At 48.2% G+C, this 18,408-nt stretch carries 17 protein-coding genes, 2 tRNA genes and 1 CRISPR repeat array (1 of these 20 running past the window's edge); of the genes, 8 read left to right on the top strand and 11 right to left on the bottom strand.

Features of this window, described 5'->3' with window-relative positions; all coding sequences use genetic code 11:
- Positions 1-503: a CRISPR direct-repeat array (repeat unit 30 nt; unit sequence GTTAAAATCAGACCAAAATGGGATTGAAAT); it begins 8,638 nt to the left of the window's first position.
- 45 nt (positions 504-548) lie between these two features.
- Together FVF72_RS06210 and FVF72_RS06215 are read right to left on the bottom strand one after the other, a co-directional pair.
- Positions 549-902 carry a hypothetical protein gene (locus FVF72_RS06210; protein ID WP_147671512.1) on the bottom strand — a complete coding sequence of 118 codons (354 nt, stop codon included), beginning with the start codon at positions 900-902 and terminating at the stop codon, positions 549-551.
- Between the two features lie 29 nt (positions 903-931).
- Positions 932-1,591, bottom strand: coding sequence for a class I SAM-dependent methyltransferase (locus FVF72_RS06215; RefSeq protein WP_147671513.1), 660 nt, complete (start codon positions 1,589-1,591; stop codon positions 932-934).
- 229 nt (positions 1,592-1,820) lie between these two features.
- Between FVF72_RS06215 and FVF72_RS06220 the strand changes: the two genes are divergently transcribed.
- Complete coding sequence (locus tag FVF72_RS06220; protein WP_147671515.1) at positions 1,821-6,257, top strand: carboxypeptidase regulatory-like domain-containing protein; 4,437 nt, start codon at positions 1,821-1,823, stop codon at positions 6,255-6,257.
- A gap of 21 nt (positions 6,258-6,278) precedes the next feature.
- Here FVF72_RS06220 and FVF72_RS06225 read toward each other — a convergent pair whose 3' ends face one another.
- Positions 6,279-7,217, bottom strand: coding sequence for a calcium/sodium antiporter (locus FVF72_RS06225; protein WP_147671517.1), 939 nt, complete (start codon positions 7,215-7,217; stop codon positions 6,279-6,281).
- 125 nt (positions 7,218-7,342) lie between these two features.
- Between FVF72_RS06225 and hypD the strand changes: the two genes are divergently transcribed.
- The 6 genes from hypD to pscS all read left to right on the top strand — a co-directional run bounded on the left by hypD (position 7,343) and on the right by pscS (position 13,416).
- Positions 7,343-8,398: a hydrogenase formation protein HypD gene (gene hypD / locus FVF72_RS06230; protein ID WP_147671518.1), complete on the top strand. Its 1,056-nt coding sequence runs from the start codon at positions 7,343-7,345 to the stop codon at positions 8,396-8,398.
- The gene (locus FVF72_RS06235) at positions 8,398-9,069 is read left to right on the top strand and encodes a phosphoglycolate phosphatase (RefSeq protein WP_147671520.1); all 672 of its coding nucleotides are present in this window, start codon (positions 8,398-8,400) and stop codon (positions 9,067-9,069) included. Before hypD ends, FVF72_RS06235 begins: the two co-directional genes overlap by 1 nt.
- The gene (locus FVF72_RS06240; RefSeq protein ID WP_147671522.1) at positions 9,069-10,361 is read left to right on the top strand and encodes a TldD/PmbA family protein; all 1,293 of its coding nucleotides are present in this window, start codon (positions 9,069-9,071) and stop codon (positions 10,359-10,361) included. The genes FVF72_RS06235 and FVF72_RS06240 overlap by 1 nt, the downstream gene beginning before the upstream one ends.
- A gap of 403 nt (positions 10,362-10,764) precedes the next feature.
- Positions 10,765-11,757, top strand: a complete 993-nt coding sequence (locus FVF72_RS06245) for a radical SAM protein (protein WP_147671524.1) — start codon at positions 10,765-10,767, stop codon at positions 11,755-11,757.
- 10 nt (positions 11,758-11,767) lie between these two features.
- A complete protein-coding gene (locus FVF72_RS06250) occupies positions 11,768-12,277 on the top strand; it encodes an NTPase (RefSeq protein ID WP_147671525.1) in 510 nt (169 codons plus the stop codon).
- 2 nt (positions 12,278-12,279) lie between these two features.
- Positions 12,280-13,416, top strand: coding sequence for an O-phospho-L-seryl-tRNA:Cys-tRNA synthase (pscS, locus tag FVF72_RS06255; protein WP_147671527.1), 1,137 nt, complete (start codon positions 12,280-12,282; stop codon positions 13,414-13,416).
- 80 nt (positions 13,417-13,496) lie between these two features.
- On the opposite strand, the gene FVF72_RS06260 is transcribed toward pscS, so the two are convergent.
- From FVF72_RS06260 to FVF72_RS06275, 4 genes are all read right to left on the bottom strand, one after another.
- Positions 13,497-13,904, bottom strand: coding sequence for a transcriptional regulator (locus FVF72_RS06260; RefSeq protein WP_147671529.1), 408 nt, complete (start codon positions 13,902-13,904; stop codon positions 13,497-13,499).
- 17 nt (positions 13,905-13,921) lie between these two features.
- Positions 13,922-14,368: a universal stress protein gene (locus FVF72_RS06265; protein WP_255503665.1), complete on the bottom strand. Its 447-nt coding sequence runs from the start codon at positions 14,366-14,368 to the stop codon at positions 13,922-13,924.
- Entirely contained in the window at positions 14,368-14,841 is a 474-nt protein-coding gene (locus FVF72_RS06270) for a TIGR00288 family NYN domain-containing protein (RefSeq protein WP_147671530.1), read from the bottom strand. Before FVF72_RS06270 ends, FVF72_RS06265 begins: the two co-directional genes overlap by 1 nt.
- Before the next feature lie 81 nt (positions 14,842-14,922).
- The gene (locus FVF72_RS06275; protein WP_147671532.1) at positions 14,923-15,576 is read right to left on the bottom strand and encodes a TetR/AcrR family transcriptional regulator; all 654 of its coding nucleotides are present in this window, start codon (positions 15,574-15,576) and stop codon (positions 14,923-14,925) included.
- 142 nt (positions 15,577-15,718) lie between these two features.
- On the opposite strand from FVF72_RS06275, the gene mtrA reads away from it, so the two are divergent.
- Entirely contained in the window at positions 15,719-16,264 is a 546-nt protein-coding gene (gene mtrA, locus FVF72_RS06280; protein WP_147671533.1) for a tetrahydromethanopterin S-methyltransferase subunit A, read from the top strand.
- 200 nt (positions 16,265-16,464) lie between these two features.
- Here mtrA and FVF72_RS06285 read toward each other — a convergent pair.
- The 4 genes from FVF72_RS06285 to tuf all read right to left on the bottom strand — a co-directional run bounded on the left by FVF72_RS06285 (position 16,465) and on the right by tuf (position 18,341).
- Positions 16,465-16,549: transfer RNA gene (locus FVF72_RS06285), tRNA-Ser, on the bottom strand.
- 39 nt (positions 16,550-16,588) lie between these two features.
- Positions 16,589-16,673: transfer RNA gene (locus tag FVF72_RS06290), tRNA-Ser, on the bottom strand.
- Positions 16,674-16,755: 82 nt separating this feature from the next.
- A complete protein-coding gene (gene rpsJ / locus FVF72_RS06295; RefSeq protein ID WP_147671535.1) occupies positions 16,756-17,064 on the bottom strand; it encodes a 30S ribosomal protein S10 in 309 nt (102 codons plus the stop codon).
- A 35-nt stretch (positions 17,065-17,099) separates the two neighbouring features.
- Positions 17,100-18,341: a translation elongation factor EF-1 subunit alpha gene (tuf, locus tag FVF72_RS06300; RefSeq protein WP_147671537.1), complete on the bottom strand. Its 1,242-nt coding sequence runs from the start codon at positions 18,339-18,341 to the stop codon at positions 17,100-17,102.
- Between the last annotated feature and the right edge of the window lie 67 nt (positions 18,342-18,408).

The raw sequence follows: 18,408 nt of genomic DNA on the forward strand, positions 1-18,408 counted from the left end.
TGTGTGTTAAAATCAGACCAAAATGGGATTGAAATACATATGAAAATTATGTAAATGAACTTATAATACAAAGTTAAAATCAGACCAAAATGGGATTGAAATGAGGGAATGGTTCACAGGAGGGTACACCACCATCCCTGTTAAAATCAGACCAAAATGGGATTGAAATACTGATTAGGAAGACCTCGCCATCAACCCTAAACCTAGTTAAAATCAGACCAAAATGGGATTGAAATTTGTAGGGCGCGAGGCTGTGCCAGGCCCCGCTGAGGGTTAAAATCAGACCAAAATGGGATTGAAATTCCTGTTTAAAATCACTAAATTTTTTTATAATTATATGTTAAAATCAGACCAAAATGGGATTGAAATCATGAAGAGGAGTGAGACGATACGGTAGAGTTCCTTGTTAAAATCAGACCAAAATGGGATTGAAATCATGGTGGGTGAGGGTGGCGTCCACGCCGTACCTGTAAGTTAAAATCAGACCAAAATGGGATTGAAATGGGTTCATGTTCGTAATATATAGCTATAACGAATAAAAGAGGGGGTCATCCGGCCCCACAGAGAAACCTTCCACTTACAGCGTCAACCCATGCCTCACCAATCACCATTCTGTAGGTGGAACTGGAGGGATTCCAGTCATACACCAGGACATGGTAGACAGGCCTCTTAATTCTAAGACGGACAATCTTCCCCCTCGCATTAAAACCTGAGATGTACCCTGGGGGCTTCTTTATTAGCTTCGCCTTCAGCTTTAACCTACTGTAATCTCCGGGAACGGATTTTTTAACAATCTTGATGGCCTTTGATGAGGATATAAGGCCATAGGAAGATCCACTTAAGGCCACAGACCCCACGAAAACAATCGCTACAATTAAAGCAGCAATGATAACTCTTCTCACAGAAACACATCCCTTAATGAATCAGATCATCAACTCGCAATTGATTTTATAATCAACATTTCATTACAGCCCGTCTCCTCATGGTGTGGGACGCGCTGGATAAGTATTTCATGATCAGCAAATTCTCTCAGTATCCCCTCAAGGTATATGGACCTCCTCCTCCTGTGAATGTTGGTAACTGGAAATATCCTCACCTCCCGTCCCACCCTCAGCATCTCACGCACCGCCTCAACATGAAATCTGTAACTCAGTTTATCCTCATAGAGGAAGAGAAGATTTGCGGAAAGCACAAGATCAAACTGCAGGTCACTGAATGGTAGATGAGGTAGCTCCCCGGCAATGTAACCCGATGGGTCTTCCCGGTAGTCACTCATAAATTCCCTGAAGACCGCCCTCCTGTAATCCTCAAGTGGCAGACCCTTGACCTTAATGTCCCTGAAGAACTCACAATGGGATCTTCTGTGCCTCTTAAAACTCTCTTCTGCCAGATTTTCAAGTTCATCTGGTTTTCTACTGTAGATAGGGTCAACTGCAGTTACATCGAAACCCTTTCTCTTCATTTCGCTTCTGAAGGAACTCACACCGGCGGCACAGTCAAGTATTCTCTTTCCTGCAAGTTCATCATGCTTAAGGTTGAACATGTTGATGTACTCTGAGAGCCCCCTTCCAAGGAGAAGTACTGATTTCATAAATATGTGTTCAATTTTATTATATAAATATTCATGCAAAATCGTCTGATTTTGACGTGCCCATATATACCATGAAATCGAAATGCGTGCTTTCTGCCAATTTTTCTTCAGCTACACCTTGAAGCCATACCTTAAGGATTTTCATGTAATAATGGGGATCATTTAGCACATTATAAATACCTTGGATTACATAAAGAAATTGTGTAAAAAAACTGAAGGGGGGTGAAAAATGAGAAAATTTACACTGACACTAGCGATTCTTATTCTAATGGTTGCAGCTGGAACTGCAAGCGCCGCAGACACTGACAACCAGACAGACTCAGATTCAGTTATAACCGGTACGGTGACGTACTGTAACAGTACAGAACCATTTGAGGGTGCAGTTATAAATGTAGCGTCCATGAATGGTTCTAATCTTGCTTCAGGTGTAACAGGTGCTGATGGGAGATACTCTGTCAGTCTCCAGTCACCTGATAGGACATTTGTGGTATCAGCGGTTGCTCCAGGGCATGTGATACCATCAAAGACTGTGACCCTTGATGAATCTGGTAGGGCCACAGCTGACTTCAGACTCGGCACACTTGAGCTGACCATGGGTTCATGGGATATCACTGGACTTGACCACAACAATGTGAATGTCGGGCCAAACCAGTACCTCATCCAGATCAGGGTTAAGAATAATGCCCTAACAACCGCAAACAATGTAACAGCAAATTTAACCTTCACTTCAACCAATCCATACATTTATCTGGCTACAAATGAGACCGCAAATAAGTACCTTGGGGATATAGCCCCAGGGGCCACTGTGGACGTGTTCTACCTCGTGGAGATTTCAAGAAATAGCCTGGCCTATCTAACATCAAGGAACTACACGGTAACAGTTGGGGGCACCAATACAGGATCAGCAGACACGATAAACGGTACGCTATACGTGGAGAAACTTGTATCACAGAACCGTAACGATGTGGTCTCCATAACCGTGAGCAATCCCACACCAGCCATAGGGGATGTGATCGCTGTCACCGTTGTATCCACGACGGCTTCAGCCACCTATGATGTTGTTAACCTTCCACTTACAAACTACAACCCCGCCATTCTTCAGCCGCTGAATGTAACAGTAACATATGGGCCCAACACCAGCAACAATGTGCGCCTTGACTCACCGGGTCAGACGAACTTTGTATCAGTCTGGCTATTTAACGTGACTGGCGCTGGCGTAACAAGGCTCTTTGGGCTTATAACAGACAGGAGCGGTTCAAGTTACCATTACAACTCAGACTTCGGTGAGAATATCACCATCAGGGCAGTTGAGAAGGCTGACCTTGCAATTGCAAAGTCCGTCAATAACACGGCAACCAACATAGGGGACACCGTCAGATTCACACTCACAGTTGTGAATTATGGACCAAACAATGCAACAGGAGTCTATGTGGTTGACAACCTGCCTCCGGGCCTTGAATTCATATCAGCAGTGGCATCAAAGGGTACCTACAACAATAACACCGGCATCTGGACCATAGGAAACCTAAACTACTTTGAAACAGTGACACTCAACATCACAGCACTGGTCACCGCAACTGGAACCATTGTCAACAATGCCAATGTGACCGGTGACATCTTTGACCCCAACATGGCGAACAACTATGCATCAGCAGCACTGAATTCTCCACCAGCATCAGACCTTACCATCGACAAGTCCGTGAACAATCCTGAACCCTATGTGGGTGATACCATCCAGTACACAATCACGGTGAGCAACAGGGGTCCTGATAATGCAGCTGGAGTTCTGGTGGAGGATATACTACCAGCCGGACTCATACTGGTCAGCGCGACACCATCCAAGGGTACCTACACCACCGGCACATGGTATGTTGGGACACTCAACTACCTTGAGGTGGCAACACTAACAATACTTGCAAAGGTCAATGCCACAGGCCTGCTAACAAACCTTGCAAATATAACATCACCGAACTTTGACCCCAACCCGGATAACAACAACGATACCTGCGACGTGACCGGAATCCCCGTGGCGGATCTCCGTATCATAAAGAACGTCAACAACCCGAGGCCCAACTTCGGATCCAATGTAACGTTCACAGTTGCAGTTACGAACCTTGGTCCGAGCACGGCCACCGGAGTGAATGTCGCTGACGTCCTATCACCTGGACTCGTCTACCTGAGCCACACGGTTACACAGGGTTCATACAACCCATTGACAGGTGTATGGACGATAGGAACGCTTAATGCAGCTGCATCAGCCCTGATGAACCTCACGGTCCTTGTTAATACTACAGGAGATTCCAACAACACGGTATCAGTAACCGGCAATGAAAAAGACCCTGATAGGACAAATAATGATGCAGTATCACTTCTGAATGCGGTATCAGCCGATCTGAACATCCAGAAGACCGTTGACAGGCCCGTTATAAATAACGGGGAAACAGCAATCTTCACCATAACCGTGAAGAACGCTGGTCCTGACACACCATCCAACGTGGTTGTAACGGATCTTCTCCCTGCAGGTCTATCCATCATATCCTACACGGCCACACAGGGAACCTTCAGTGAGGCAACCAGAACATGGAATGTGGGATCACTTCCAGAGCTATTCCAGGCAACCCTGACGCTCGTTGTCAGGGCAACCCAGACAGGATTCCAGACCAACATTGTCAATGTATCATCAGAGCTTCCTGACCCACTGCCCCAGGACAACGTGGATGCAGTGACAGTCGATGTGAGGCCATCAGCGGATGTTAAGATCACCAAGACCGTTAGCAACACATCACCGAACTTCGGTGAAACCGTCGTTTTCTACATCACAGTAACGAACCTTGGACCGGACACGGCCACAGTTGTGAGGACAGTTGATACACTACCGGCAGGCCTTGTCTATCAGTCCCATGAGGCATCTGCGGGGATCTACTTCCCAGAGTTCAACGTCTGGACGGTTGATTCACTTGCACCGGGCGCATCAGAGACACTAAACCTTACGGTCCTTGTTAACGGTACCGGTGAATTCATAAACACAGTATCAGTAACATCCAATGAATATGATCCTGACATGACCAACAACCACGCAGCATGCGCCCTTAATGGACAGGCAATTGCAGATATCGCGGTTCAGAAGACGGTCCTCTTAACACCCATCAACAATGGGCAGAGCACCAACTTCACGGTAACAGTCACAAATAACGGGCCAAACGATGCGACGGGTGTCACTGTGGAGGATATTCTTCCCGCAGGACTCTCACTGATCAGCGCAACTCCATCCAAGGGAACCTTCGCTGGCGGAGTCTGGACAGTGGGCAACCTGGCAAATGGGGCATCAGCAACTCTCATGCTTGAGGTACTCGCAAATGCTGCAGGTATCTTCACAAATTATGTCAATGCCTCAGCCGACCAGTCTGATCCCGTAATCTCAAACAACAATGCCACAGCGGTACTCAATGTGAACCCATCTGCGGACATCTCAGTCACGAAGACGGTAAGTAACTCATCACCGAATTTCGGTGATCAGATAACCTTCTATGTGACTGTTAGGAACAATGGACCTGATAATGCGACAGGGGTCACTTTAACAGAGAAACCACCTGAGGGACTTGTATATGTGTCCCATGTGATATCACAGGGAGTATGCTATCCACTTGCATGCATATGGATAGTCGGGGATCTTGCAGCTGGTTCATCAGCGACTCTGAACTTCACCATGCTTGTGAATACAACGGGTGATGTTGTAAACAGGGTCCTTGCTGTTGGTGAAGAGTTTGATCCGTATCCTGAGAACAACACTGCAGAGGTGACGGTTAACATACCACCTGCAGCCTACCTTGTGATAGATAAGGTGGCCAATGCTACAGTGGTTAACTCCACTGATACTGTGAGGTTTACGGTTTCAGTGATGAATATGGGTCCTGATACTGCAGTGGGTGTTGTTGTTACGGATCTGCTTCCAGCTGGTCTTGAGTATCTGAGTTACAGTGCCACCCAGGGAACCTATGATAACTTGACGGGTGTCTGGTTGGTTGGTTCACTGGTTAAGGGTGCTGTTGCTGCTCTGGATATTGTTGCAGGGGTTGCTGTGAGTAACACGACCCTAATCAACGTTGCGGATGTAAAGGCGGATACCTACAACCCGAACCCTGATACGAGTGCAAATGCCACCGTAACAGTGAACCCGAGGGCGGAGCTTACAATTAACAAGACAGCGGATCGAAGGGCTGTGCGCGTGGGTCAGAACGTCAGGTTCACCATAACAGTAACCAACAATGGACCCGACACAGCACTCAACACAATGGTTACCGACAGACTGCCAGATGCCATGAGGTACATATCCTCCAGCGCCACCGTCGGTTCATACAACCCGTCAACCGGTGTCTGGATGATAGGCGACCTCCCAGCAGGCTCAAGCGCTGTCCTTGAAATGGTGGTCCAGCTCATAAGGCGCGGCACATTTGTGAACGTTGCAACCGTGAGTTCAGGTTCATCAAGCGGGGGCAACAACACGACAGAAGTTGAGATCGATGTTGAACCATCCCCGGGACCTCAACCAGGACCTCAACCAGGACCGGGAACTGTACCGATGAAGCCAACAGGAGCACCTTTAGCTGCACTTGTTGCAGGATTGCTTCTTGTGGCAGCAGGTTCAGCTATATCCAGAAGAAAATAAACCATTTCTTATTTTTTTTATTTACCCTGTGATTGCTATTCTTAAGGCAGCATAAATTATGTATATAATGATAAGAATGACCCCTTCCACTCTTCTAAGCTCCATATCCGTCCACATGAAGTACATTACAATAAAAGTCACAGCTATCAGAATGGGGGCATCAAGTACCACTGAGAGGGGCTCAACAGGGATTTTCACGAATAATGAGGGAACCCCTATGCCTATGAGGATATTGAATATGTTGCTTCCAAGTACAGTACCCAGTGAGAGGCTGCACATGTGCTTCCTTGCGGAGTTAACAGCGACAACAAGTTCAGCAAGGCTTGTTCCAATGGCGAGGGCAAACAGGCCGACTATCATCTCAGGAATGTGGAGAGCCACGGCAATTTCAACTGCACTGTAAACCAGTACCCTGCAGAACACCACAAGTCCGGCGAAACTTAAAACTGCAGTTACAATGGTCTTCCAGCCAGCATCACCACCATCTATGTGGCTTGTGTAATATTTCCTCTGCTTCTTTATAAGAATTAGAAGGTAAACACCATAGAGGCTGATGAGAACGGCACCTGTAAGTGGACCGATGGACCCCATGAGCATGAAAGATGAAAGTATCAGGATGCTGAGAAGCCCGAATAATCCATCCCTTCGGATCTCGTCCCTGTTTGTTGTAACAGCACAGGAGAGAATGGCAGATATCCCTATGATACCTGCTATGTTCCATATGTTTGAACCTATCACCACGCCCACACCGAGCTCAGGGCTACCTGTAAGGACGGATATCATGGCGGATCCGAATTCCGGGAGAGATGTCCCTGCAGCTGCAACCGTAACCCCCAGTATTATCTGGGATATTCCAAGCGCCCTCCCGATGTCAACGATTCTGTCCACAAAGATGTCCGCGGATCTTATAACACCAATGAGTGAGGCGCAGAAGATTAATGTTAATATGATAGGTGACATGGTTTTCCCGTCCTTAATTGATTGAGAAATATCAGTATTATCATTGACATCATTTCATTCACTGACTGCCAGTTATATATATGGATCATGATAAATAGACCTTAACTGTAACTTGGTGGTAGCCTATGAAAAATCTTTCAAGGGAACTGGTTTCAAGGATACATGAAATATCACGTCCTGTTAAAATAATGCATGTCTGCGGTTCACATGAACATACTATAATGCAGCATGGAGTAAGATCACTCCTCCCGGATGAGGTTGAGGTGGTGGCCGGACCGGGATGCCCTGTCTGCTGCGTCCCTGCAAGGGAGATAGACGAGTGCATTGAACTTGCAAGGCAGGGCGTTACAATCACAACATTCGGTGACATGCTCCGCGTCCCTGGTTCAGAGGGGTCACTTGCTGATGCCAGGGCAGAGGGCGCCGATGTCAGGATAGTCTACGGAGTGGGAAACGCTGTGGATATAGCAAGGAAACTTGACAGGGAGGTCGTCTTCATGGCTGCCGGCTTTGAGACCACCGCACCAACAACAGCATCGGAGATACTGGCAGGGCCACCAGAGAACTTTTCAGTCCTATCCTGCCACAGGCTGATACCTCCAGCACTCAAATTCCTCATAGAATCAGGGGAGGTTAACCTCAACGCCCTCATAGAGCCAGGCCATGTATCAACCATAATCGGCATGGAACCCTATGAGCCCTTCTCAAGGGACTACGGAATACCTCAGGTCATAGCGGGCTTCAACCCCCTTGACATACTCATGGCGGTGTACATGATACTCAGGCAGATCGAAAGGGGCGAGGCAAAGGTTGAGAATGAATATAGGCGGGCGGTGAAACCTGAGGGTAACATCAAGGCCCAGCAGGCGATGGATGAGGTTTTCCGCATAACCGAGAGGGAGTGGAGGGGATTTCCTGTCATACCTGAATCTGTATATGAGATCAGGGATGAATTTTCAGAGTTCAATGCAAGGGAAAAATTTGATATTGATGTTGCTGATGCCGTTGAGGTGCCCACTGGCTGCATATGCGGCGCAGTACTGAGGGGCGTTGCAAGGCCGGAGGAATGTTCACTCTTTAAGACCCGGTGCACGCCCACAAACCCCGTGGGAGCCTGTATGGTTTCAAGGGAGGGGACCTGCAACATAGCCTACCGCTACAGTTCATTCAGGGTGCAGTGATGAGGGCCATTGCAGTTGACATAGATGGCACCATAACCGACAGCTCCAGAAAACTTTGTATTAGCGCTCTCAGGGCCCTTCGGGGCGCTGAAAAAAAAGGAATACCTGTCATAATCGTGACAGGGAATGTCCTGTGCTTTGCAATGGCAGCATCAGTCCTTATAGGGACAGGTGGTGGTGTTGTGGCTGAAAATGGCGGCGTGATATACTCTGATGGAGACATAAAGGTCCTGGGTGATATCAGGAAGGCCGAAGCAGCCTACAATCACCTCAGAGAGATTTACCCTGTCAGGAAGGTCCAGTTCTCTGATCTAAGGTTATCTGAGGTTGCAATCACCAGGGAGATTCCTGTTCAGGCAATCAGGGATGCCCTTGATGGATTTGATGTTGAGGTCTATGACACGGGCTTTGCGGTGCACCTTACAGACCCCCAGGTAAATAAGGGCTCTTCCCTCAAAATTGTGGCAGAGTCAATGGGAATTGAAATGTCTGATGTCATGGCCATAGGAGACAGTGAAAACGACATGGAATTCCTTGAAAGGGCGGGCTTAAGCGTGGCAGTTGCCAATGCAGCCCCTGAGCTCAGGAAAATGGCAGATTATGTTACTGCAGGGGAATATGGCGATGGAGTTAGGGAAGCCATCCATAAATTTGCAGGGGTGGATATCTGATGTTTGATTTTGCGGAAAAGGCCCTCAGGATGGCCTTAAGGAATGCTGAGATGGCTGAGGTCTACATTGAAAGGGAACATACCATTGAGGTGCAGGTTCAGAGGGACCTCATAGACTTTGGAAAGATAGAGTCCATGACGGGTATAGGTATAAGGGTACTTAAGGGGGGTAGGATGGGCTTTGCATACACCTCAGATCCATCGAATCTTCAGCTAGCCGTTCAAATGGCCACAGAGAATCTCAGGCTGGCTGATCCAGATGAAAATTTTGGATTCTCCGCGCCAGCCAGCTACCCCACGGTGAAGGAGATCTTTGACAGATCATTCATGGAACTGGACGTCGGGGAATCTGCCAGCATCGCAGAGGTGATGGTTGATAAAACACTTGATGAGGGCTGCAGACCAACAAGTGGGGGGTTTTCAGCATCCCTGGTTGAAACATTCATCATGAACTCGGAGGGCGTTGAGGCTTCATCAAAGTCAACGGGATTCTCAGCATATATATCGGTTAATGCCGAGAAAAACGGGTATAGGACAACAGCATATGAGTCTGATTCATCATGCAGCATGGACATAGACCCTGAATGGATAGCGGGAAGGGCCTGCAGGATAGCGAGGGATTCCCTTGGCGGTGAAAATGTTGAGAGTGGAAGGATGTCAGCTGTGCTTGACTACCATGCAGCTGCAGGGTTGCTTGGCACATTTGCCGCTGCATTCAGTGCAGATAACGTTCAGAGGGGGAGATCCATCCTGGCTGATAGGATCGGCACTGAGATAACATCCCCTGACCTCAGCATATACGATGATGGTACACTGAGGGGGGGTCTTGGATCCTCACCCTTTGATGGGGAGGGCACACCATCCCAGAGAACACTCCTTGTCGCTGATGGAGTCCTTGAGGGCTACATACACAGCATCTACACTGCATCGAGGGGTTCATGTGAGAGCACAGGTAATGGGCTGCGAAGCTACTCTGACATACCCCTGGTTTCAACCACAAACTTCGTACTTGAATTTGGGGATGAGGTTTCGGCTGATGATTTCAGCGGGATATACGTGACTGATGTGCTGGGTGCCCACACAGCAAACCCAATCTCAGGTGACTTCTCGGTTGAGGCCAACAACGCCTTCCTTGTGGAGGGTGGCGAATTCATGCCGATAAAGAAGGCAATGCTCTCTGGTAACATATTCGAGCTCATGAAGAACGTCTCATCCACAGACCTTGGGAGAAGGCAGATTGGAGACTTTGTAACAGCACCCCTCATTGTTGATGGTATCCATGTAACAGGTTAAGATGTCACTGAAAGATGCTCTTGGCCATCAGGGTTCTCATCCGGTCTGGTGGGGTTGACGGTGTTAAGATGTCACTGAAAGATGCTCTTGGCCATCAGGGTTCTCATCCGGTCTGGTGGGGTTGACGGTGTTAAGATGTCACTGAAAGATGCTCTTGGCCATCAGGGTTCTCATCCGGTCTGGTGGGGTTGACGGTGTTAAGATGTCACTGAAAGATGCTCTTGGCCATCAGGGTTCTCATCCGGTCTGGTGGGGTTGACGGTGTTAAGATGTCACTGAAAGATGCTCTTGGCCATCAGGGTTCTCATCCGGTCTGGTGGGGTTGACGGTGTTAAGATGTCACTGAAAGATGCTCTTGGCCATCAGGGTTCTCATCCGGTCTGGTGGGGTTGACGGTGTTAAGATGTCACTGAAAGATGCTCTTGGCCACTACCTTGAGGTGAGGGATGGAAGGAAGGATGCAAGATTTCTTAAGGCAAAGGCCACTCCAGCATCATTCAGCAGGGAGTCAGAGACCAGTGAACTCTGGCGGGAACATGAAAGAATAGAGCAGGGCTTTGAGTGTTCAGGGGAGTGCAGGAAATCATTCCTTGATCTGAAAATTGAAATTGCAGAGAGGATTTTCAGGAAATGTTCACTGTGCCACTGGAGATGCGGTGTTGATCGTAACCTGAAACCTGGAAGATGCGGTGTCACATCACCCCGGGTTGCATCGGAGTTCCTGCACTACGGTGAGGAGGCACCGCTGGTGCCCAGTCACACGATCTTCTTCTCTGGCTGCACAATGAACTGTGTCTTCTGCCAGAACTGGGACATATCACAGAACCCATCTGTGGGTGTCAGCATCCCTGAGGACCGACTCGCAGCCCTCATAGAGGAGAGGAGGCGGATGGGTTCAGCCAACGTCAACTTCGTTGGGGGAGACCCGACACCCGCACTACCCTACATTTTACGCGTCCTTCAGCAAATTTCCATCAGCGTACCCGTGGTATGGAACAGCAACATGTACCTCTCACAGGAATCCATGAGGCTCCTGAAAGGCATCGTGGACCTCTACCTCACCGACTTCAAATTTGGCAACAGTGACTGCGCATTGAAACTTGCCGGCGTAAGGAACTACTTTGAGGTCGTATCAGAGAATCACCTCAGAATAAGGGGTGAGGATATGATAATAAGGCACCTGGTGATTCCAGGGCACCTTGAGTGCTGCACAAAACCCATCATATCGTGGGTCGCAGATAACCTGGGAAAAGACACCGTAATGAACATCATGGGCCAGTACAGGCCCCTCTACAGGGCATCACGGTACCCTGAACTGAACCGCTACCCCTCCATGGAGGAACTTGAAGGGGCAAGGCGATGGGCCTTGAGGGAGGGTATTGAAAACCTTATCTGAGGGGATTTCATTGAAGATCTTAATCACAGGAAGGCCTGGAAGCGGGAAGAGCACCCTTATTGAGAGAATAAAGGATCACCTGGAACTTTCAGGTTTTTCTACTGGGGGCATATTCACCCCGGAGGTAAGGGAAGGCTCATCAAGGGTTGGCTTTGAGGTCGTGGACATAAAATCAGGTAGGAGGGGTCTTCTTGCCTCAGTGGATAGCAGGGGGCCGCGGGTTGGAAGGTACGGTGTGAACGTTGATGTGATTGATGAAATCGCTGTTCCGGCGATAATGAGGGCTCTTAGGGAGGACGACTGGGTCCTGATAGATGAGATAGCGCCAATGGAACTTAAGAGTGAGGAGTTCAGGTGGGCTGTGGAGGAGGCGCTGGATTCAGAAGTTCCTGTGGTTGCAGCGGTCCACAGAAAACTTGTTCAAAGTATAAGAAAGAGGGGTGACATAAGAGTATTTGTTGTGGCTCCTGAGAGTCGTGATCATGTTTATCGGAGGATCATTGATTTACTGGGTGATTGATTATGGAATGCGCTGATTATGGTATTACAAGGGAACTTGAGAGGGACAACCTCAACCTCAACCCCCTCCAGAGAGGCGGTGTTTTACCTGCAGCCGCCAGGAAGGCCCTCTATGAATTTGGGGATGGCTACAGTGTCTGTGATTACTGCGCTGGAAGACTGGACCAGGTTACAAGGCCAGCTGTGAACAGCTTCCTGGAGGACCTTGCAGATTTCATAGAAGCCGATGCTGTAAGGACGGTTCATGGGGCAAGGGAGGGTAAATTTGCGGTGATGCATGCCCTCTGCGAGGCTGGTGATACCATCGTTGCAGATGGAAACGCACACTACACAACACACCTCGCTGCAGAGAGAAACAACCTTGAGATTGTTGAGGTCCCATCAACAGGATACCCTGACTATGAGATAAAACCTGAGGCCTACAGGGAGGTCCTTGAGGAGGTATCTGACAGGGTTGATGTTAAACTTGCGGTTCTAACACACGTTGATGGTAATTACGGTAACCTCACCGATGCAGTTGAGGTAGCCAGGATATGCAGAAAGATGGGTATTCCCCTCCTTCTGAACTGCGCCTATTCTATGGGTCGTCTTCCTGTTAAACTCAGAGAAATCGGAGCGGACTTTGTTGTTGGAAGCGGGCACAAGAGCATGGCGGCCTCTGGACCTATAGGTGTTCTTGGGATGAGGTCTGAATGGGAGGACACCCTTCTCAGAAGGTCAGAGAGGCATGAGAAGAAGGAGATTGAGATGCTGGGCTGCACATCACGTGGAGCACCACTTGCCACCCTCATGGCTTCCCTTCCACATGTGGTGGAGAGGGTTTCCCGGTGGGATGATGAGATTAGAAAAACCCGGAGACTTGTCTCTGAACTTGAGGAGATGGGGGGTATAAGGCAGATTGGTAAGAGGCCCAAGGAACACGACCTTGTGAGGTTTGAAACCCCCGTATTCCATGATATTGCATCTTCACATCCCAGGAAGGGTTTCTTCCTCTACGAGGAACTTAAAAAGAGGAGGATTGTTGGTATAAAAAGGGGTCAGACCAAGTGGTTCAAGTGCAGTGTCTATGGGATGACAGATGGGCAGGTTCAGTATGTCATTGACTCCTTCAGGGAGATCATCGAGAAAAACAGGAATTGAATTTTTGTCATGGGAAATCCAGTTAAATCATACTCATTTTACTTAAGAAGAACAGGAATTGAATCAATAAACAGGGATTCCTATAGTATAACAGGGAACTGTATTTCCCTTACCTTTTCACGGTATATCTCCCGTGGAGCCCCTATTATGTCAATTCCGTTCTCCTCTGCGTAAGCTATGAGCTCCTCATAGGCTTCATTTCGATTTTCGGTGTATTCTTTAAATATGACGGTGTGTTCGGGGATCGTAACAATTTTAATGTCATCGGCCCCCGTTGATTCGCCCTTTACGGGTATTCCGGCATCATATCGGCCATCATCCTTGAGGGGGCTTGTGTAGAATATCACCAGCGGGTCACCTGCTATTTCAAGGTCCTCTGTTGAGATGAAGTCTCTCACCTCTTCAATGAGTTCACGGGTTTTGCTTAGGGGGCCGCTGAAGGTTATAAGCGCCAGCTTCTCATCACTTAATGTCTTTTTTCCTATCATTGAATCACCTTCACGTTTTAACCAACGACCAGTATGGGGGTTTCTGCAGATTTAAGAACCTTTCGTGTTATGCTTCTGGATATTATACGGTCGAGGCCGTGTTTACCTGAACTGCCCATGACGACCAGGTCCACATCCTCGTCCTCCATTGTCTCAAGGATAACCTCTGCAGGGTTGCCCTCAAGTATCTGGGTATCGAGTTTGCACTCCTTCATTCTACCATTTTCCTGCATTGATGAAAATTCGTCCTTGAGGATGGATATTGCCTTCTCTGACTGTTTTCTGAGTATCCTTTCAATGCGTCTGCTGATATCTTCATCCCAGACCTTCCTGTAGGATGTGTCAACTACACTTATCCCGAGGATGTCTGCACCGCTCATCTCTGCAATTCTGAATGCGTGTTCTGTTGCCCTCCTGGCATCATCTGAGCCATCTGTGGGTATCAGTATTCTCCGGTACACCATCAGACACCTTCACTTATGAGTTTTATGGAGTCATCTGCCGAGTTCTGGAGTGCTATGCTGAACCCGGGCTCTGCACCTATAACAAGGGTTTCCTTTCCGTTCTCCTTTGCTATGTTTATCAGGGGGAGGAAATCTGCATTTCGTGTCATCAGTGCAACCACATCAATATGGGGGTTGTGTATGAGTTCAAAGGCCTCCACTGCAAGCTGGACATCCACGTCCCCGGCGACTATCATGGGTGAGAATCCCTGGTTTACAACTGCCTCGATGAGTTTATCTGAGGCGTACTGGTTGAGGAGGACCTTACTCACCCTGAGGTTTCCCCTGTCAACCAGGAGGTTCTTAACAAAGTCAAGGTCTGAGCAGAATTCCTTTCTGAGCATGTTTGGACCATCCACCAGGAGTCCAAGATTCTTCTTATCTTCCTGGCTGTTATCTATTATCACGAAGTTAACTTCATCATCCATATTCATTCTTTTCCTCACATCTTATCGTTACTTTAAATACAGATTGTATCTAAAACCTTATATAGTTATTTATGTCGTGGCTGCTATTCATGGCTCTCTGCTTTCTGGCTTCTGATTTTTCAGGGCCGATTCAAGGAATATCTCAAGGTCCCTCCAGAATCTGTCCCTCCCGATTTCTCTGGCCTCAAGAACCATCCTTGATGTGAGGTCGAGGTTCAGGGAATTTATGGCCAGTGTATGAATGTATATGGATAGCTCAACCGGGTCAAGGTCACTGCGAATGCTGCCGTCCTTCATACCTTCTATGATTGCCTCAACCATGAGCCGCCACATCCCAGTGCGGAGGTCCACTATCTCCCTTGCATCCTCACCTTCGCTCATCTCGAATCTTTCTGTGCCACTGTAGCAGTATATCCTGAAGTAGTCGGGGTGTTCCTTTGAGAATCTGTAAAGGGCGTCTACCATGGCCTTCACCTTGCCGTAACCGTCTGTTTCAAGTTTTGAACATTCTGAGTACATCCTGTGGAGTATTCTTACACCGTAGAGGTTAACGGCGAAGAAAAGGGCCTCCTTATTTTTGAAGTAGTAGTAGAGGAGTGCCTTGTTGACCTCCGCCTTTTCTGCTATTTCATCCATGGTCACATTGTCGTAGCCCCTCTCGAAGAATGCCTTCTCAGCAGCCCTTATTATCTGCATCTGTCTTTTCTGCCTTTCACGTTCTCTCCTGGAAGTCGGGGCCATCTTGATTCACCTTTTCTGTATCTGTAGGATATCTGTTCTGCAGCTTTAAAAGACTTTTACCGGAAGATTTATATATGTTTAACTACAAGTTAAATTTTAACCAGAAGTTAAAAATTAACCGATGGTTAAAGGAGGTGTTTATATGGCTGACAAGAAACCGGTACCCGGGGACTGGCCACACATAGTTGGGGACTATGTGGTTGGTGATGCCGAAAGTCCGGTTGCGGTTGTCACCCTTGGGTCCCACATGGAAGATGAGCCTGTAAGGGCAGGCGCAGCTATTTCAGGTCCACTGCACACAGAGAACCTTGGAATAGAGAAGGTCGTTGGTAATGTGATTGCAAATCCCAACCTCAGATTCCTCCTTGTATGCGGTGCAGAGGTCATGGGTCACATCACGGGCCAGACCATGAAGGCCCTCCATAGCAACGGGGTTGATGGAGAAACCGGGAGGATAATCGGGGCCACAGGTGCCATCCCCTACATAGAGAACATGCCTGATGAGGCCATAGAGAGGTTCAGAAGGCAGGTGGAACTTGTTGACATGGTGGATGTTGAGGATCCCGCTGCAATAAGAGAGAGAATAGGGGAATGTGTGTTGCATGACTCAGGGGCGATTGATGAGGAGCCCCTCATTTTAAGACCTTCTGAGGATCTGGATAAAAAGAAACCCGATGAAAACACCTGATTATTTTTTTTTTTAAGGATCCGGACCGTCACCCTTAAGGCGGTCTCTTCCTCCTTTATTTTAGATCCTTATTCTATGGGGTCCGGACCGTCACCCTTAAGGCGGTCTCTTCCTCCTTTATTTTAGATCCTTATTCTATGGGGTCCGGACCGTCACCCTTAAGGCGGTCTCTTCCTCCTTTATTTTAGATCCTTATTCTACGCCGGGACTGGGATTTGAACCCAGGCGGAGCATAGCTCCACAAGATTTCCAGTCTTGCGCCTTACCTGGCTAGGCTATCCCGGCAGAATAAGCTTTTAATTTCATCAGAAAAAGGTTTTTAAGCGCCGGGACTGGGATTTGAACCCAGGCGGAGAGAATCTCCACGGGATCTCAAGTCCCGCGCCTTACCTGGCTAGGCTATCCCGGCAGCATCAGATAAAAGAGATTGATAAACTCTTATTTATATAGTTTTTGGTCCCTGAATTTGGTTATAGGGGTTTTCACCCCACTTAACTCCTGAGTTCTATTTCTATGCTGACGTTGTCAGGTACATTGACCTTCATGACCTGACGCATTGCCCTTTCATCGGCCTCTATACCCACAAGTCTCTTGTGAATCCTCATCTCCCACTTCTCCCAGGTTGCGGTTCCCTCACCATCGGGTGATTTCCTTGTTGGGACCACAAGTTTCTTGGTTGGGAGGGGTATTGGACCTGACATGTCCACGCCTGTCCTCTCAGCGATCTTCTTAAGCTGGTCACAGACGTATGCCAGTTTTTCAGGGTCTGTCCCTGTGAGTTTAATCCTTGCTTTGTGCATCTGAATCCTCCTTTAAAAAAGGGAAGGGATGGGGTTTATTTTGCTGGTACAAGGTCTATACACATTCCAGCAGCCACTGTCTGTCCCATGTCCCTTATGGCGAACCTTCCCATGTGTGGGATGTCCTTTATCTTTTCAATGACCAGTGGCTTGGTTGGTTTGACCTTCACGACAGCAGCGTTACCTGTTTTGAGGAAGTCAGGGTTTTCCTCTTCAACCTGACCTGTTGCAGGGTTCATTTTCTGCACAAGTTCAAGGAATGTGCAGGCAACCTGTGCTGTGTGACAGTGGAATACAGGTGTGTAACCGACTGTTATGACACCCGGGTGCTGTAGAACGACGATCTGTGCTGTGAACTCCTTGGCAACCTTTGGCGGGTTGTCAAGGTGTCCTGCAACGTCTCCCCTTCTGATGTCGTTTTTACCTACACCCCTGACGTTGAAACCGATGTTGTCACCGGGCTCTGCCTGGTCGATCATTTCGTGGTGCATTTCGATGGATTTGACCTCTCCACTGACACCTGCTGGTTCAAATATGACGTTTTCACCTTTCTTGAGTACACCTGTCTCTACACGTCCAACAGGGACTGTACCCACACCTGTGATGGAGTAAACGTCCTGTATGGGTATCCTTAGTGGAAGGTCCACAGGTTTTTCAGGTGCTTCAAGGTCGTCGAGTGCTTCAACGAGTGTTTTACCCTTGTACCATGGGGTGTTGTCGCTCTTGGTTGTTATGTTGTCACCCTCGAAGGCTGAGAGTGGTATGAATTCAACGTCGCTTGGCTTGTAACCAACTGTTTTGATGAGGGCTGCAACCTCATCCTTGAGGGCGTTGAATTTTTCTTCGTCGTAGTTGACAAGGTCCATCTTGTTGATGGCCACTATGAGCTGGTTTATACCCAGTGTCCTTGATAGGAAGACGTGCTCCTTGGTCTGGGGCATTACACCGTCGTCAACTGCCACCACAAGGACTGCGGCGTCTGCCTGGGATGCACCTGTGATCATGTTCTTAACGAAGTCACGGTGTCCAGGGCAGTCCACGATGGTGAACTCGTACTTGTCTGTTTCGAATTTTGCGTGTGCAAGGTCGATTGTAACTCCCCTCTCCCTTTCTTCGGAGAGCCTGTCCATGACGAACCTGAACTTGTCCTCACCGTCAGCCAGCTGCTGCTCGGCGATTGCCCCTGCCTGGAGGAGCAGGTGTCCCACTAGTGTGGATTTTCCGTGGTCTACGTGTCCAATAAACGCCAGGTTCATGTGTTCTTTTTCTTTAGCCATATTATACCTCCATATGTGATGATTTAGCCTGATCTAGATTCAACACCTACACGTGTTGTTTGTCTAA

It is taken from the genome of Methanothermobacter sp. KEPCO-1 (genome assembly GCF_008033705.1).
In the GTDB taxonomy this organism is placed as follows: Archaea; Methanobacteriota; Methanobacteria; order Methanobacteriales; family Methanothermobacteraceae; genus Methanothermobacter; species Methanothermobacter marburgensis.

What these genes read in the sequence shown, in the direction of transcription:
- FVF72_RS06220 (WP_147671515.1), top strand. Translation starts at nt 1,821, where the DNA reads ATGAGAAAATTTACACTGACACTAGCGATTCTTATTCTAATGGTTGCA.
- pscS (WP_147671527.1), top strand. Translation starts at nt 12,280, where the DNA reads ATGGAATGCGCTGATTATGGTATTACAAGGGAACTTGAGAGGGACAAC.
- FVF72_RS06260 (WP_147671529.1), bottom strand. Translation starts at nt 13,904, where the DNA reads ATGATAGGAAAAAAGACATTAAGTGATGAGAAGCTGGCGCTTATAACC.
- FVF72_RS06240 (WP_147671522.1), top strand. Translation starts at nt 9,069, where the DNA reads ATGTTTGATTTTGCGGAAAAGGCCCTCAGGATGGCCTTAAGGAATGCT.
- mtrA (WP_147671533.1), top strand. Translation starts at nt 15,719, where the DNA reads ATGGCTGACAAGAAACCGGTACCCGGGGACTGGCCACACATAGTTGGG.
- FVF72_RS06275 (WP_147671532.1), bottom strand. Translation starts at nt 15,576, where the DNA reads ATGGCCCCGACTTCCAGGAGAGAACGTGAAAGGCAGAAAAGACAGATG.
- FVF72_RS06225 (WP_147671517.1), bottom strand. Translation starts at nt 7,217, where the DNA reads ATGTCACCTATCATATTAACATTAATCTTCTGCGCCTCACTCATTGGT.
- tuf (WP_147671537.1), bottom strand. Translation starts at nt 18,341, where the DNA reads ATGGCTAAAGAAAAAGAACACATGAACCTGGCGTTTATTGGACACGTA.
- FVF72_RS06265 (WP_255503665.1), bottom strand. Translation starts at nt 14,368, where the DNA reads ATGGTGTACCGGAGAATACTGATACCCACAGATGGCTCAGATGATGCC.
- FVF72_RS06245 (WP_147671524.1), top strand. Translation starts at nt 10,765, where the DNA reads ATGTCACTGAAAGATGCTCTTGGCCACTACCTTGAGGTGAGGGATGGA.
- FVF72_RS06235 (WP_147671520.1), top strand. Translation starts at nt 8,398, where the DNA reads ATGAGGGCCATTGCAGTTGACATAGATGGCACCATAACCGACAGCTCC.
- FVF72_RS06215 (WP_147671513.1), bottom strand. Translation starts at nt 1,591, where the DNA reads ATGAAATCAGTACTTCTCCTTGGAAGGGGGCTCTCAGAGTACATCAAC.
- FVF72_RS06270 (WP_147671530.1), bottom strand. Translation starts at nt 14,841, where the DNA reads ATGAATATGGATGATGAAGTTAACTTCGTGATAATAGATAACAGCCAG.
- rpsJ (WP_147671535.1), bottom strand. Translation starts at nt 17,064, where the DNA reads ATGCACAAAGCAAGGATTAAACTCACAGGGACAGACCCTGAAAAACTG.
- hypD (WP_147671518.1), top strand. Translation starts at nt 7,343, where the DNA reads ATGAAAAATCTTTCAAGGGAACTGGTTTCAAGGATACATGAAATATCA.